The following is a 15,179-nucleotide window of genomic DNA, read 5'->3' as shown; positions in this document are numbered from 1 at the left end:
GCCGCCGAGCCATGCGCCGGCGGCATTGGCGATGTTGAGGGCCGAATGGTTCAGCGCCGCCGCCAGCGTCTGGGCGTCCTCGGCGACATCCATCAAACGGGTCTGCAACGCGGGCACCATCGAGGTGCCGGCGACACCCACCAAGAAGGTCAACGCCAGTGCAGCCCAAGTGATCTGAACGAAGAGGGCAAAGCAGAGCAAGACCGCGGCGAGCCCAACGAGTCCCACCAGGATCGAGCGCGACACGCTGCGGTCGGCGGCGATCCCCCCGATGATGTTGCCGACGACCATGCCCAGCCCGAACAGCATCAGCGCGAGCGGGACCAGCCCCACCGGCAGGCCACCGAGTGTGGTCAACGTGGTGTTCAGGTAGGTGTAGAACGCGAACATCCCCCCGAAACCCACGATTCCGATGAACAGGGTGAACCACACCTGCGAGCGGCGCAGGGCACCGAGTTCGGTGACCGGGTTGGTGACGCGCATGTCACGCAACGACGGCAGGCTGCGGATCAGGGCGGCGACGGTCGCCACGCCGACGACGACAACCACCAGAAACGCACTGCGCCAACCGAAATGCTCACCGAGCCAGGCAGCCATGGGCACGCCTGCGACGTTGGCCACCGCCAGGCCGAGCATGACCTGCCCGATCGCCTTGGCGCGCCTGCCCGGACCCGCGAGATGCGCTGCCACCAGAGCGGCGACCCCGAAATACGCGCCGTGCGGCAGACCGGCCACGAACCGCGCCGCGACCAGCAGGCCGAAGGACGGCGCGAGCACCGTCGCGACGTTGCCGACGGTGAAGGCGACCATCAGGCCGATCAGCAAGGTGCGCCGCGACATCCGGGCGGTCAGGGCGGCGATGAGTGGCGCACCGACCACGACGCCGAGCGCGTACGCCGAGATCACCGTCCCGGCGGTGGGCTCGCTGACATCGAGGGCGCCGGCGATATTGGGCAACAGACCCATCGCGACGAACTCGGTGGTCCCGATACCGAAACCGCCGAGCGCGAGCGCCAGGATCGCCCAGCGTAGCGACGTCTGGCGACGAGAAACATTGTCGGACAACGCAATACCGAGATCATCGGACGCCACCGACGGCGCCGCGCCGGTCGCGGGCGTCGCGTCGGCGGTCACGGCGGAGGTGGGATGGGCTGATTTCGACACGGGAGGCGTAACCACGGCGCGTCCGCCGCGGATTCCCGCCGACGCGGGTGAGTTCGTTCACACGGGTTTGTCGGACCGGAATCGAGACGCCCGTCACGGTGTGGCGGCAGCGGATTCCTTCACCGACGACGGGGTCGGCACCGTAATTTGATCGGGCGCGGAACCGCTTCCGGCATCACCTGGTGACGGCGCGGAACTCTCCTGCGACGACGTTGCCGACGGCGACGGCGTCGCGCCCGACTCGGACCTCGAACTCGACTCCGGTGACGTGCTCGGCGCAGGTGACGTGCTCGGCGCAGGTGACGTGCTCGGCGCAGGTGACGTGCTCGGCGCAGGTGACGCACTAGGAGCAGGTGACGTGCTCGACTCCGGTGCCCGCCTTGCGCCGACAGCGCCCCCGCCCTCACCGACAGCGCCCCCGGTCCCGCTGACTGCGCCCGCCTCATCGCCCACAGCGCCCGTCTCACCGTCGACTGCGCCCGTCTCACCGTCGACTGCGCTCTGCTGGGACGCAACCAGCGGCACCGCGACATGTGTCGGGGTCGACAGCACCGACGCACCCGCACCCGTCGAACCCCTCGGCACCGTCGTGATCCCCTCGACGACGCGCGCCACCCAGTACCTCACGAAATTGAGCGGCAGCGCGACGATGCTCTTGCCGCTGGCGAGCAACGCCTGGGCTCCCTGCTCGAAGAGCTCGCCGTTCCAGGTGAGCACGCCGGTGATGGTGTTCTCGAAGGCGTACAGATCCGGCAGGTACGCGCCGTAGCCCAATTGCGGCAACGGCGGAAACCAGTCCATGACCCACCGGATCGGCGGCTGAAAGTCGGCGAGGGTGATCCCGATGATGTCGGGTAGGCGGAACCGGTAGGCCACGAGGTCCGGGACCGACCAGTGCAGGCCCACGGCGTCGACGAGGTTCTGGGTGAGGATGGCCATCGACGAGGGCGAGGCGATCGTGCAGGTCTGCAACGCTCCGCTCTGCGTACATGTCATGGGCTCGTTCGCGCCGTTCATGTCCCAGGTCGTGCCGGTACCCGGGAATTGATACATGTGAAACGGATACTGACCATGCTTGACCCAGTAGCCGAGGAGCGCGTCGAGGTCGCCGATCGGGTCATGGAACGGATCGGGGAGATCGCAGATCGGATCGCCCGCGATGCAGTAGGTGGTCACCGGCAGGCCCCCGTAGTCGGTGACTGCTCTGGTTCCGGACATGGTCAGACCGGGGATGATCCCGACCAGGGTCGCCTCGATCCCCTGTCCCCACAGCGTCGCCGACATCCGCGGATCGGAGTAGAGCTCTCCCGACACCGTGCGTGCACCGTCGGAATCGGTGGTGGAGATGACGTAGGTGGAGCCGTCGTCCATGGTCACCGGCCGATTCGCGCCGATGTCGGTGAGGACGTCGCCGGCCAACCGCGCTCCCTGCGAATAGCCGGCGATGACGATCTTCTTGTCGGCACCGCACTGCTGCTGGTACGCGGCGACGGCCTGCTCCAGGTTGGCCGACCCTTCGGCCTCGCTGGCGTTGTATCCGACAGACCCGAGTGGCCAGATGGTCGCGGAGTACGGGACCTGCTCGATCTCGTAGGCGCCCGCGCCGGAGTACGGACTGTTCGGCAGCTCCTCCCAGTTGGCGCCGTGCCCGGTGTAGCGCTGTTCGATCCCCACGAGATAGGAGCCGTCGGAATTCCACGTACCGCCGACGATGAACACCCGACCGGGTTGACTGCACGCCGCCGCCGTTTCCGCCGACGCGACCCCGTGACCCCAGAATGCGGCCGCGATGAGCGCCACACTCGCGGCCCCGACCACTCCGGTCGAGATGCTGCCGCGGAGCGAGGCGAAGGAAGGTGAGAGCCGCATCGGACACGTCCTTGGGCGAGGGAACCGTGATGTGGCAAGAGTAGGCAGACGGGGCGGCCGATTCCGGCGGATCGGTCGAGATCAGGACGGCGATTCGTCCGTCCGGGCGACACCTACCGCCACGCCCGAACCGGACGGACCGTTTCTGTCCAGCACGCAAACCAGGCTGAGCAGGAGGGTTCTCAGCCGACGACGACCGTGTTATATCCTTGTCGCCAGGTCATGAGTATCAGCGTCAAGCCCCGGCTCGCTGATCGGCAACCCTCCAACCGCGGTGGGGTGCTCCGGGTGATGACCGGGTTGTGGGATCGCGACGAGCATCCCCGGCAAGCGCGGGTCCGAAGGTCGGACCCCATCAGGGTCACCACACCCTGCCGACCGCAGAAAGTGATCTATTTTCATGTCTGACGTAGCCAATGACGGCACGGATGCCCAGAACCCAGCCGACAACTGGAGTTTCGAGACCAAGCAGATCCATGTGGGCCAATCGGCCGACGCCGCCACAAACGCTCGTGCACTGCCGATCTACCAGACCACGTCGTACGTCTTCAACGACACCACCCACGCGGCCAACCTCTTCGGCCTCGCCGAGCCGGGCAACATCTACACCCGCATCATGAACCCCACCCAGGACGCCGTCGAGCAGCGGGTCGCCGCACTCGAGGGCGGTGTCGCAGCACTGCTGGTCGCGTCCGGTCAGGCCGCCGAGACCTACGCCATCCTCAACATCGTGGAGAACGGCGGACACGTCGTGTCGAGCCCGCGTCTCTACGGCGGGACCTACAACCTCTTCCACTACACGCTGCCCAAGCTCGGCATCGAGGTGAGCTTCGTCGAGGATCCCGAGGATCTCGATTCGTGGCAGGCCGCGGTCCGCGACAACACCCGCGCGTTCTACGGCGAGTCGATCTCCAACCCCAACAACGAGATCCTCGACATCGAGGGCATCTCCGAGGTCGCCCATCGCAACGGCGTGCCGCTGATCGTCGACAACACCGTCGCCACCCCGTACCTGCTGAACCCGCTGGCCCATGGCGCCGACATCGTCGTCCATTCGGCGACCAAGTACATCGGCGGGCACGGCACCGCGATCGGCGGCATCATCGTCGACGGCGGCACCTTCGATTGGCGGGTGCAGCGTGATGGTCAGGATCTGTTCCCCGGCTTCACCACCCCCGATCCCAGCTACCACGGTGCGGTGTTCGCCGACCTCGGTGCGCCGGCCTACGCGCTCAAGGCGCGCGTGCAGTTGCTGCGTGACACCGGCGCGGCGATCTCGCCGTTCAACGCCTTCTTGCTCGCCCAGGGACTGGAAACCCTGAGCCTGCGCGTCGAGCGCCACGTCGCCAATGCGCAGCGGGTCGCGGCCTACCTCGCCGATCACGCTCAGGTCGAGTCGGTGGCCTACGCCGGTCTGCAGTCCTCGCCCTGGTATGCCCGTGGTCAGAAGCTCGCGCCCAAGGGGCAGGGCGCGATCATCGGCTTCGAGATCGCCGGTGGCGTCGACGCCGGGAAGCGCTTCGTCGAGGCGTTGACGCTGCACAGCCACGTCGCCAACATCGGTGACGTGCGGTCGCTGGTCATCCACCCCGCGTCGACCACCCACAGCCAGCTGACCCCCGAGGAGCAGCTCGCTGCCGGCGTGACCCCCGGCCTGGTGCGCCTGGCCGTCGGTATCGAGGGCATCGACGACATCATCGCCGACCTCGACCAGGGTTTCGCGGCGGCCAAGTAGTTCGAGGACAGGAGCACAACACCCGTGTCGGTGAGCATCGACCCCCAGGCGACCACGACGCATCAGCCCGAGTGGGAACGAGTTCCCGACGGGCAGATGGTCCGAATGCGTCTGGGGTCGTTGTCTCTCGACAACGGGCAGCAACTCGACGACGTCACCCTGGCGTTCCAGCGCTGGGGGGCGTTGTCGCCTGCACGGGACAACGTGATCCTGACCCTGCACGCCCTGACCGGTGACTCGCACGTCACCGGCGCTCCCACCGACGAGCATCCCTCCCCCGGGTGGTGGGATGGTCTGATCGGGCCGGGAGCGGCCATCGACACCGACGAATGGTGTGTCATCTCCGCCAACGTCCTCGGCGGCTGCCGTGGGTCGACGGGCCCGTCGTCGCCGGATTCGCAAGGGCGGCCTTGGGGTTCACGCTTCCCCGACATCACCGTGCTCGATCAGGTGCGTGCCGAGGCAGCCCTGCTCGATGCCCTCGGCATCAAGGGAATCGGCGCGGTACTCGGCGGCTCGATGGGTGGCGCGCGTGCGCTGGAGTGGGCGATCGAGTACCCCGATCGGGTCCGCAGCGCACTGGTGCTGGCGGTCGGCGCGCGTGCCACCGCCGATCAGATCGGCACGCAGACCACCCAGATCGCGGCCATCACCTCCGATCCCGACTGGCAGGGCGGCGACTACCACGGCACCGGACGGTCCCCGATCGCCGGCCTCGGGATCGCCCGGCGCATCGCCCACCTCACCTACCGATTCGAGGGTGAGCTCGACGAGCGGTTCGCCAATACGCCTCAGGCGCAAGAGAATCCGCTTCTCGGCGGTCGCTATGCGATTCAGAGTTATCTCGAGCACCAGGCCGACAAGCTGATCGAGCGCTTCGATCCGGGCAGCTACGTGGTGCTCTCCGACGTGCTGAACCACCACGACGTCGGCCGCAACCGGGGCGGGATCGCCGCCGCCCTCGCCTCGTGCACCGTCCCGACCATCGTCGCCGGCATCGATTCGGATCGCTTGTATCCGTTGCGGTTACAGGCCGAGATCGCCGAGGGCCTCGGCAATTGCGTCGGCGGGCTCCAGGTGGTCCGGTCCGACAAAGGCCACGACGGATTCCTCACCGAGTTCGACGCGATCGCCGATCTCCTCAAGCGCACCGTGGATCTCGCTCGCCGCTGACGCACTCACATCCGACACAGACCGACCCGCCCACGCGCCTGCAGGTGTCGTGGGCGGGCTCGTCTCAGCGGGCGGGCGTGGTGGTGGTCGTCTCCGCCGGATTCCCCGCACTCGGCGCCTGCGCGGTACTCGACGACGGCTGTGAGGGCCGGATTTCCGGAGCGAATCCCGGCGCGGTCGTCTGCGGCGGCACGATGCTCGGGATCAGACCGGACGGGATCAGACCGGACGGGATCGGCAGCGTCGGATACGGGGTCAGTGTCGGGCCGGTCGGGGTGGTGGTCGACGGGGTGGTCACCGACGGCGTGGTGGTGTTGGGCACCAGCGTCAGGGTGGTCGTCGACGTCGTGAGCGGCAGTTCGGTCGTCGCCCAACTCGGGAGTTGCTCGTGCCCGTCCGGCGAGGTCGGCGAAGACACTGCGACCGAGGTCACCACCGACGTCGTCTGGTGATGTGACGTCGTCGTGAATCCCGAATCCCGGGTGGTGTCAATGGTGTGCGCATCGGCGGTGCGCGTCGGCGAAGGCAGCGGGTCGGCGTCGTCGGTCACGGTGGCGCCGACGGCGACCGCCGCCATCACGATCGCACCGATGATCCCGGCCACGATCGCCACCGGTACCGCCGACCAGCTACGCGCGCGGCGACCGCCGATGAAGGCCAGTCGGTTGGTTCCCGACTTGCCGGCGAGCATCGCCGCACCGGTGGCCGCGGCCAATTCCGGCGACGCCGGGGTGAGGAGTTCGAGTCCGGCATCGGGCACGATTCGTCGGGTGACGGGGAGATTCGCCAACCCACCGACCAGCACCGCGGCGTCGGGGGCGTCACCGCGCAACCGGAGATCGGCGAGGTAGCGGGCGAACACCTCGCGCGCCTCGTCGACCATCGGGCCGGCGACGCGCTCGACGGTCGCCGAGGTCAACGACACCCCGGCCAATCCTGCCGATGAGCCCAGCCCCGCGGTCGATGCACCCGAGGCGGACGTGGGGTCGGCGACCTCTTCTTTCGCTGTGCGGCAGGCGCTGACCAGCTTGGCCCGCTGGCGCTTGGTGCGGGTGCCGGCGTCGGCGCCGTCCACCTCCGCGGCGATGTGGTCGGCGAGCGCCTCGTCGATCCGGCGTCCGCTGAGCACCGTCGACCTCTCGATCGTCCCGACCCGGCCTGCGGCCGGATCCACGGTGTAGAGCGACACGCCGGTGTCGCCGCAATCGGCGACGACCACCGACGAGAATCGTCCGATCTGTCCGGTTCGGGTCAGGAATTCGGCGACCGCTTCTTCATCGGAGCCGAGGTGGATCTGACGGCGGGTACCCGACCCTCCCGAGCGCAGACGACGGCGCTGGGTGGCGGTCCGCGCCGCCACCCCGATCGGGCCGACGCGTAGTTCGGCGGCGCGGGCGGCGTCGAGCATCAGGTCGATGCCCGCGTTCACGCGTCCCACCGAATCGAGTCCGTCGGTGGGATCGACGTCGAAGACGCGCGCCTCGAGGGCGGTGCGACCTGCCTCGTCGTGCGTGAGCAGGACGTAATGGATCATTCCCTCACCGACGGAGACGCCCAGCGACGTGGTGTCGCCCGATCTTGCCTGGTCGTTGATCTCGAACGTCGAACTGATGTCAATCCCCACTTAGTGTTGCTAACAATCGCTCCGCTCGGCGGAGTTTGTGCGTCGGGTCCGTACCCCGAATGTCACGCTTAGGTCACCAGTGTAATCAATCTGTGCCCAAAGGGTCGATCGACGTCGCCAGCCAGAGGATCAGCGCACCTGCCGACGCCATTGCCGCGACATCGAAGAATTTACCCCTGACCTGCAGCAACCCGGCCCGCGAGGTGGGGATCAGCGCGCGCAGGAGTGCGCCGAACAACAACGCCGATCCGAACACGAACGCTCCGCGACGCCATCGATCGAACAACACGAGTGCCGCGGCGGCCACGACGCCGAGCAGCACCAGCAGGTAGGGAATCTGTACCGCGTAGGCGCGCACCCGTCGGACGTGGCGCAACCGCTCCACCCGTTGGGGGGCGCCGCCGGTCATCGCGAACGGGTCCCGACGGCGTCGCCCGCGGCGTTCCGCACGGAGTCGCCTGCGGTGAGCGCCGCGAGCTGAGCCTCGGCCCGTTCGACGACGTTCACCAGCAAGAAGGCGCGCGTGAGCGGCCCGACCCCGCCCGGGTTGGGCGAGACGTGTCCGGCCACATCCCAGACGTCGGGCGCGACGTCGCCGCGCAGGCCGTCCTCGGTCCGGCTGACGCCGACATCGATCACGGCGGCACCCGGCTTGACCATGTCGGCGGTCACCAGATGCGGCACCCCTGCCGCGGCGATGACGATGTCTGCGCGGGCCACCTCGGCGGCGAGGTCGCGCGTACCGGTGTGGCACAGGGCCACGGTGGCGTTCTCGCTGCGCCGCGTCAGCAGCAGGCCGATGGGCCTGCCGATGGTGACGCCGCGGCCGATGACGGTCACCCGCGCACCCGCGATGTCGATGCCGTAGCGCCGTAGCAGGTGGATGACCCCCCGCGGCGTACACGGCAGGGTCGATTCCTTGCCCAGCACGAGTCGGCCGAGGTTGATCGGATGGAGGCCATCGGCGTCCTTGGCCGGGTCGATACGCTCGAGCGCAGCGTTCTCGTCGAGATGTTTCGGCAATGGGAGCTGCACGATGTACCCGGTACAGGCGGGATCGGCGTTGAGTTCGTCGATGGCCGCATTGAGGTCCTCGGTCGTCGTGTCTGCGGGCAGATCCTTGCGGATCGACGACACCCCGATCCGCGCACAATCGGCGTGCTTGCCCTTGACGTAGGACTGCGAGCCGGGGTCGTCGCCGACCAGGATGGTCCCGAGTCCTGGGGTGACTCCCGCACTGCGCAACTTCTCCACTCGTGCGGCGAGGTCGGTGAAGATCTCGTCGCGGGTGGCCTTGCCGTCCAGTCGTATCGCGCTCACGCCGACCATTGTTCCATTCCGCTGTGCGACCGATCGCCCGGCCGGGCCGGTAGCCTGCGCTCATGTCGCCTGCAGCGCCCGATCGGGACGCCGATCGCGCCGGAACCCCCGTCGCCGTCACCGCTGCCGACGTGATGGCGGCGCGTGCACGACTCGCGGGCCGCCTGCGGCGCACTCCCCTGCTCGAGACCACGCTCGACACGGTCGGCGGACCGGTCGATGTGGTGTTCAAGCTGGAGTACACGCAGCTCGGTGGCTGCTTCAAGGTGCGCGGCAGTCTCAACGCGGTGCTCGACGCCGTCGCCCACGATACCCTGCCCGAGGCCGGGGTTCTCGTGGCCTCCGGCGGCAACGCCGCGCTCGGTGCGGCCTGGGCTGCCCGACTCGTCGGCGTTCCGGCGACCGTGGTGGTCCCCGAGACCGCTCCGGCGGTCAAGATCTCGGCGCTGCGTTCACTCGGTGCGACGGTGCGGCTCATCGGCACTCGTTATCAGGAGTCCGCCGACGCCGCCGCCGCGCTGGCCGCCGACTCCGGCGCACTGCTGTTGCACGCCTACGATCTGCCGACGATCGTGGCCGGCGCCGGGACCATCGGCCTCGAGGTGGCCGAGGACCTCCCCGGCCACAGACTGCAGACCGTCGCCTGTGTCGGCGGTGGCGGTCTGCTCGCCGGACTCGCTGCCACGTTGCGGCCCGGTGACCGCCTCATCGGCGCCGAACCGATCGGCGCCTCGTGTCTGGATCAGGCCCGGGCGGCCGGAGAGCCCGTCACCGTCGAGCTGGACAGCATCGCGGCGGATTCGCTGGGTGCGAGTCGGGTCGGCGGCATCTGCTGGGCGACCATCGCCGACCGGGCCGTGGACTCCGTGGTCGTCGACGACGCCGACCTCATCGCGGCCCGCCGGATGATGTGGGACCGCTTCCGGATCGTCATCGAACACGGCACGGCCACCGCCGTCGCTGCGGTCACCACCGGCGCCGTCGAACCCGCGACCGATTCCACGTTGTGCATCGTCCTGTGCGGGGCCAACACCAGGCTCGACGACCTGCACCCGGCACAATGACAGCCATGTTCCGGATCATGTTCTACCAACCGTGCATCCCGCCCAACACCGGCAACGCGATCCGGCTGGCCGCGAACACCGGATGCGAGCTCCATCTGATCGAGCCGCTGGGGTTCTCGATGTCGGACGCCCAGGTCAAACGAGCCGGCCTGGACTACCACGAAATGGCCACGGTGACAGTGCATCCCAACCTGGTCACGGCATGGACGACGCTCAAGCCGCAGCGCGTGTTCGCCTTCACCGCGCATGCGCAGCGCTATCACACCGACGTCGACTACCGTCCCGGCGACGTCCTGTTGTTCGGCCCCGAGCCGACGGGACTGCCCGAGGAGGTTCTCGACGAGCCGGAGATCACCGACCGCATCCGCATACCGATGCTCGCCGGCCGACGCTCGCACAATCTCGCGAACGCGGCGAGTATCGCGGTGTACGAGGCCTGGCGACAACAGGGGTTCGACGGGGCGGTGTGAATCCTGCGCACGTTCCTCAGCGCAGCGCTTTTCGGGCCTCCGGCCAGAAAGCCATTCCGGCGACGGCCAATCCACCGGCTCCGATGATGGCGACGGCGGCGTCCACGCTGGTTCGGCCCTGCTTGGCCCAATAGACGTCCTCGAGATCGAGCAACAGGGCCAGTTCGTCGACGATGAGTCCGACGCCGGTGCCGTAGGCGATGGCGGTCGCCGGGTGGCGCCGGTGTCGTTCGGCTCCGCGCACCGCGACGGCACCGATGGCGCCGAGTAACCCGATTCCGATGTTGTAGTGGTGAAAGTGGTGTCCTCCCAGACTCATTCCACCGCCGGCGGGGCCGTGACCGGCGCGAATCCAGTGCGTGATGCCGCGCGCGGTGACGAAGGTCGTGGTGAAGGCCGCCCACGACAGCACCGCGGATTGTTCGCCGGGCTCGAGCGACCCACGCCACGCCCGTCGCAAGCGCACCCACGGCAGTCGGGCCGCGGACAGATCGGCGTCACCGGCCTGCCCGTACGCGTGCTGCGCCGGCCCGCTCGGTATCGAGCCGGATTCTCCGGTATGGGGCAATTCTTCGGTTTGCGTAACCTGTTGTCGCACGGCAGATTCCGAGTTCGACGGGGAGCTGTCAGGTGACATGACCCGATGATGCCACTTCCTGCTGCTCGCGTGCGGAGACCCGAGAAACCCTCCTCAGGCGACCCGGAAGCGTTTGGTGCGTGAGGTCGCGCCGCCGATGAGGTTCACCCTCGACTTAGGCACACCCAGGTGGGCGGCGAGTAGTTCGGCGACCGCCTTGTTGGCCTTGCCCTCGGTGGCGGGCTCACGCACGTAAATCGTGATCGAGCCGTCCGGACCGGTCTGCACCAATGGTCCCTTCCGACTGTTCGGCTTCACCGTCACCACCACTTGCTGTGGCATTCTCCACCCCTCGAATCGTCACGTCCCGCCGCGGCGCAGGCCCGGTGACGATTGTGCCGTATGCCCGATGCGGCCGCTCTCACCGCATCAGCGCAGCCCGGTGTCCGGACCGATCGCACCACAGCCCGCTGTCCCCCGGGTCACCTATCGTCGCCCAGTGAGCCCGGAGACATCGCACGGGTTGCGTCTTCTTGGCAACCCATGCACGGCCCCCTTCACTTTCGGATGCTCGCGATATCCTCCAATTGCGTTGCGCAACACTCTTTTTCAATATCGCATGGCCATTGTTATATGTTCGGACGGCCGAATATCGAGCAATGTAGACAGAATTGAAATATATGTCCTCATAACTTGTTATTGTGTGATGAGTGGCGAATCCGCCACTTACCACCAGCGACAATCGGATAGAAAGATGACCATCAACAACAGCCGGACCCCCGACCCCACCGCCAAGCGCCGCAAGAAGAAGGCCCTTCTCGCCGCGGGCTCGGTCCTCGGCGTAGGCGCGGTGATCACCCTCGCCGCCTGGAACGATTCCGTGTGGGGCGACTCGCAATTCGGCACCGGCGAGAATTCCTGGAACGTTCAGGGCAGCTTCGACGCCGGGGCGAACTGGGACGAATTCCTGACACAGGACGACGCGGGCAACATGGTCTTCACTCTGGGAACCATCGATCCCAGCGCATTGATGCCCGGCGACTCCGTCCATGCGCTGGTCGGACTCAAGGAGACCGAGGGCAACATGGCCGCCGACGTCACCGTCCAGGGCGCCAGGGTCGACAGCACCAACACCCTTGGCCAGAAGCTCATCGTCAGCATTGCCGACCTGGGCGCTGTTAATCCGGGCACATACGACGGCACCGGCGGTTCGGCCATTCTGAGTAACAGCGCCATGACCTCCGGACAGAGTTCGTCGACGGTCCGGGTCGACGCGAACGGCCAGAAATGGCTGGGGTTCACCGTGACCCTGCCGTCCGGGACCAATCCGTCGGGACTCGACCAAACCGTCAACGCGGCCTGGGAGATGTCGGCCCAAAGCGTCGACAGCTGAGCGGATCCCGCTGGTCCCCTCCTCACGCAGGCGGCCGGCCACCGCGCCGGCCCGCCTGCCCGCATCATCACAAGAACTCAGCGACGTCCATCACTTCCGCTGTATCACAGACTTTTTCGACCGCAATCACCATCGTGGTCACCACTCACGCACTCCCCCGGGAGAGCACGATGAGAACATGTACCCCTGACACACCCATCCGGATCGGCCGCCACCTGCGTTCGCTGTTGGCCATATCGATCGCCGCGGCCACCGCCATTCTCGGCTTCGGCGCGCTGACATCGCCGGTCGCCACGACCGCAACAGCGAGCACACCGACAGCGGCCACCTTCAACCTGTTCATCCCGGGGACCTGGGAGACCGACGATGCCGCCGATCCCACCTCGGCCACCGGCATGCTCGAACCGGTCGCCAACCGCATCGCCGCCGATCACGGCGCCGGCGCGGTCGTCTACTTCCTTCCCTACATGGCTCGCGCCTTCGACAACGGGCAGAGTTACGCGACAAGCAAATCCACCGCGGTCGCCAACGCGTCACAGATTCTGCGCGAACACGCCGCAGTACATCCCGGCGCGAGCTACACCATCACCGGATACAGCCAAGGCGCCGACGCCGCAGGCGATCTCGCCGCCGCCATCGGTCACGGTGACGGTCCGGTGACCGCAGATCGCGTCCGCGCAGTGGCGTTGCTGGCCGACCCCCGGTCCGGAACCGACGGGGAGCAGACCGTCGGCCCCACCTCGACGGGCACCGGGATCGCCGACCCCCGTCCCCAGGGCATGGGTGCGCTCGCGGGCAAGGTGATCACGATCTGCCACCCCGACGATCTGTACTGCTCCATCGACAAGGACCGCAATCCCGTTCTCGGGCAGATCGGTTCGGCTCTCGGGACAACCACCGAGGAGACCGAATCGGCTCTCACCCGGACCGCCGACGCGATGAGCACCCTGGCCTCGCTCGACATGGCCGGAATCGCCGACAACGCCGACCGGCTCCGCGAGAGTCTCGTCGCCGGCGACCTGCGCGCCGCCCACCAGATCTCGGGAACCCTGAACAACCAATTGCGCCCGCTGGTGACGCTCGCCGCCGCCATCGATTACGGCACCGTCGCCGACGTTCTCACCGTCATCCCGGATGAGACCGGAATGATCACGGCCGCAGCCGCACTCGCCCGCATCCTGGATCGCGTCGACATCGAACGCACCGCCGACGTCGTCGGCCGGATTCAGGAACTCAGCTGGTACGTCCTCGGTCGTCTCACACCCTCCGACGCAGTCCTCACCACCCCCGATGTCGTCACCTCGGCAGGCGACGTCGTCGACATCACACGTGAACTCGGCTCCCTGGCGAATGATTTCGTCACCGGACGCAGTGCCGGTCCGTCCGGTACCCCCTTGGTGTCGACCGAATTGACCGACGCCGCAAGCGCGTTGGCACGCGTCATCGCCGCCCACGCGATCGCCGACCCGGCGGCAGTCATCACCGACGCGGTCACCGCCGCCGACTTCGCCGCCTCCGACGCACATGTCGACTACCGCTCCTTCGTCGTCGACGACCACGGGACCACGGCACTCGACTGGATCGGCACCTGACTCTCGAGCCGGATCGGCGAGACCTGACCAAGCGATCGGCCCTCCGCATCGGTCGCGCACGAAAACCTCAGCACGAGAAAGAAAGACAATGACACGCGCCACGTCACACCCGGCGTCGTCACGGCACACCCCACCATCCTCGCGTGGTCGGTGCACACCACCAACGACACCGGCCCGGCGACTCCCATCGACCCCGCACCGGCGGGCCCGCCGCCCCGATCACCGATTCTGCGCGTGCTCGAGAACACGATCATGAATGTCCTCGCCGCCGCAGGCCTTGTGTGCATCGTGCTGGTCATCTGGGCCTTCGTGGGCAACTACTCACTGATCATGTTCAAGACCGGATCGATGTCACCGACGATTCCGCAGGGATCGCTGGCCCGGGTCCATCAGATACCGGCGTCGGAGATCTCCGTCGGCGACATCGTCACCGTCGATCGTGAGACGGGACGTCCGGTCACCCACCGGGTGACCGAGGTCCACCCCCGAGCCGACGGCCACGCGTTGATCGCCATGAAGGGCGACGCCAATCCCAACCCGGATCCGGGCATGTACCGGGTCGCCGAAGTCCGTGAAGTCGTCTGGCACGCAACAGGACTCGCCAAGGGCGTGGTGTGGCTGGCCAATCCCTACGTACTCGGCACGATCACCATCTGTGCCTCGCTGCTGGTGCTCTGGGCGTTCTGGCCACGCTCGCCTCGCATCCGCGAGTGAGCTCGCCCGCGTCCACCGTCCACCCATCCACCTGCTCGCACCGGAAACCACCATGACACGCACCAAGATCGCCGTCGTCCTCGCCGCCATCGCAACCATCGCCGCCGGCATGCTCGCCGTCCAGACCACCGGGGTACTCGCCTCCTGGCAGTCCGCGATCTGGGGTACCTCGACGTTCGCCCGGGCCGACGTCACCGAGGGGTACGCACGCTCGCTCACCGGTCGGGCCACCATCGATCGCGTCATCACCACCGACAACGTCGAGGCCACCCGCGTCACCCACACCCACGACAATGCCGGTACGTCCACCGTCACCGATGTCATCGACACCAGCGGGCTGCTCGGGATCACCAGAGCCGAGGGCGCCGGCACGTCGACCGCGAGCTACACCGCCTCCGGAAACGCGACCGGCTCGGCCTCGGCGACGATGAACAGCTTCGAGATCTACGCGACCGCACTGTCGTCGAGTCGCCGGGTTCAGCTG

General features: G+C 67.6%; 14 protein-coding genes, 1 pseudogene and 1 riboswitch. Of the genes and pseudogenes, 8 read left to right on the top strand and 7 right to left on the bottom strand.

The window, feature by feature from the left end; all coding sequences use genetic code 11:
- On the bottom strand, positions 1-1,065 hold a 1,065-nt coding region (locus B1964_RS06270), incomplete at its 3' end, for an MFS transporter (RefSeq protein WP_253193906.1).
- Between the two features lie 192 nt (positions 1,066-1,257).
- On the bottom strand, positions 1,258-3,033 hold the full coding sequence (locus B1964_RS06265; protein ID WP_079929246.1) for a PE-PPE domain-containing protein: 1,776 nt from the start codon (positions 3,031-3,033) through the stop codon (positions 1,258-1,260).
- Positions 3,034-3,251: 218 nt separating this feature from the next.
- Positions 3,252-3,372: riboswitch (SAM riboswitch) on the top strand.
- A 61-nt stretch (positions 3,373-3,433) separates the two neighbouring features.
- On the opposite strand from B1964_RS06265, the gene B1964_RS06260 reads away from it, so the two are divergent.
- The gene (locus B1964_RS06260) at positions 3,434-4,768 is read left to right on the top strand and encodes a bifunctional o-acetylhomoserine/o-acetylserine sulfhydrylase (RefSeq protein ID WP_079929245.1); all 1,335 of its coding nucleotides are present in this window, start codon (positions 3,434-3,436) and stop codon (positions 4,766-4,768) included.
- Between the two features lie 24 nt (positions 4,769-4,792).
- Positions 4,793-5,941, top strand: coding sequence for a homoserine O-acetyltransferase (locus B1964_RS06255; RefSeq protein WP_014359510.1), 1,149 nt, complete (start codon positions 4,793-4,795; stop codon positions 5,939-5,941).
- A 64-nt stretch (positions 5,942-6,005) separates the two neighbouring features.
- Here B1964_RS06255 and B1964_RS06250 read toward each other — a convergent pair whose 3' ends face one another.
- From B1964_RS06250 to B1964_RS06240, 3 genes are all read right to left on the bottom strand, one after another.
- Entirely contained in the window at positions 6,006-7,565 is a 1,560-nt protein-coding gene (locus tag B1964_RS06250; protein ID WP_079929244.1) for an Hsp70 family protein, read from the bottom strand.
- 85 nt (positions 7,566-7,650) lie between these two features.
- A complete protein-coding gene (locus B1964_RS06245) occupies positions 7,651-7,974 on the bottom strand; it encodes a DUF3017 domain-containing protein (RefSeq protein WP_006367530.1) in 324 nt (107 codons plus the stop codon).
- Complete coding sequence (locus tag B1964_RS06240) at positions 7,971-8,885, bottom strand: bifunctional methylenetetrahydrofolate dehydrogenase/methenyltetrahydrofolate cyclohydrolase (RefSeq protein WP_216354227.1); 915 nt, start codon at positions 8,883-8,885, stop codon at positions 7,971-7,973. Before B1964_RS06240 ends, B1964_RS06245 begins: the two co-directional genes overlap by 4 nt.
- Positions 8,886-8,947: 62 nt before the next feature.
- Here B1964_RS06240 and B1964_RS06235 point away from each other — a divergent pair, with 62 nt between their 5' ends.
- Together B1964_RS06235 and B1964_RS06230 are read left to right on the top strand one after the other, a co-directional pair.
- Positions 8,948-9,949 (top strand): serine/threonine dehydratase, encoded by a 1,002-nt coding sequence (locus tag B1964_RS06235; RefSeq protein WP_079929242.1) that lies wholly within the window; start codon positions 8,948-8,950, stop codon positions 9,947-9,949.
- A 5-nt stretch (positions 9,950-9,954) separates the two neighbouring features.
- Positions 9,955-10,419 carry a tRNA (cytidine(34)-2'-O)-methyltransferase gene (locus B1964_RS06230; protein WP_006367533.1) on the top strand — a complete coding sequence of 155 codons (465 nt, stop codon included), beginning with the start codon at positions 9,955-9,957 and terminating at the stop codon, positions 10,417-10,419.
- Between the two features lie 16 nt (positions 10,420-10,435).
- Here B1964_RS06230 and B1964_RS06225 read toward each other — a convergent pair whose 3' ends face one another.
- Both B1964_RS06225 and B1964_RS06220 read right to left on the bottom strand, forming a co-directional pair.
- Positions 10,436-10,885 (bottom strand): hypothetical protein, encoded by a 450-nt coding sequence (locus B1964_RS06225; RefSeq protein WP_014359506.1) that lies wholly within the window; start codon positions 10,883-10,885, stop codon positions 10,436-10,438.
- Positions 10,886-11,110: 225 nt separating this feature from the next.
- Positions 11,111-11,338 (bottom strand): DUF167 domain-containing protein, encoded by a 228-nt coding sequence (locus B1964_RS06220; RefSeq protein WP_014359505.1) that lies wholly within the window; start codon positions 11,336-11,338, stop codon positions 11,111-11,113.
- 412 nt (positions 11,339-11,750) lie between these two features.
- Between B1964_RS06220 and B1964_RS06215 the strand changes: the two genes are divergently transcribed.
- From B1964_RS06215 to B1964_RS06200, 4 genes and pseudogenes are all read left to right on the top strand, one after another.
- Positions 11,751-12,389, top strand: a complete 639-nt coding sequence (locus B1964_RS06215) for a SipW-dependent-type signal peptide-containing protein (RefSeq protein WP_079929241.1) — start codon at positions 11,751-11,753, stop codon at positions 12,387-12,389.
- A 170-nt stretch (positions 12,390-12,559) separates the two neighbouring features.
- Complete coding sequence (locus tag B1964_RS06210) at positions 12,560-13,981, top strand: cutinase family protein (RefSeq protein ID WP_253193905.1); 1,422 nt, start codon at positions 12,560-12,562, stop codon at positions 13,979-13,981.
- Between the two features lie 150 nt (positions 13,982-14,131).
- Positions 14,132-14,695, top strand: coding sequence for a signal peptidase I (locus B1964_RS06205; RefSeq protein ID WP_253193904.1), 564 nt, complete (start codon positions 14,132-14,134; stop codon positions 14,693-14,695).
- A 52-nt stretch (positions 14,696-14,747) separates the two neighbouring features.
- A pseudogene (locus B1964_RS06200) lies at positions 14,748-15,179 on the top strand (hypothetical protein); the annotation flags it as partial.

Source organism: Gordonia sp. i37 (genome assembly GCF_002043085.1).
GTDB lineage: Bacteria > Actinomycetota > Actinomycetes > Mycobacteriales > Mycobacteriaceae > Gordonia > Gordonia polyisoprenivorans.
The sequence above is the reverse complement of the archived record's forward strand: the minus strand, read 5'-3'. Positions and strand labels throughout refer to the sequence as shown.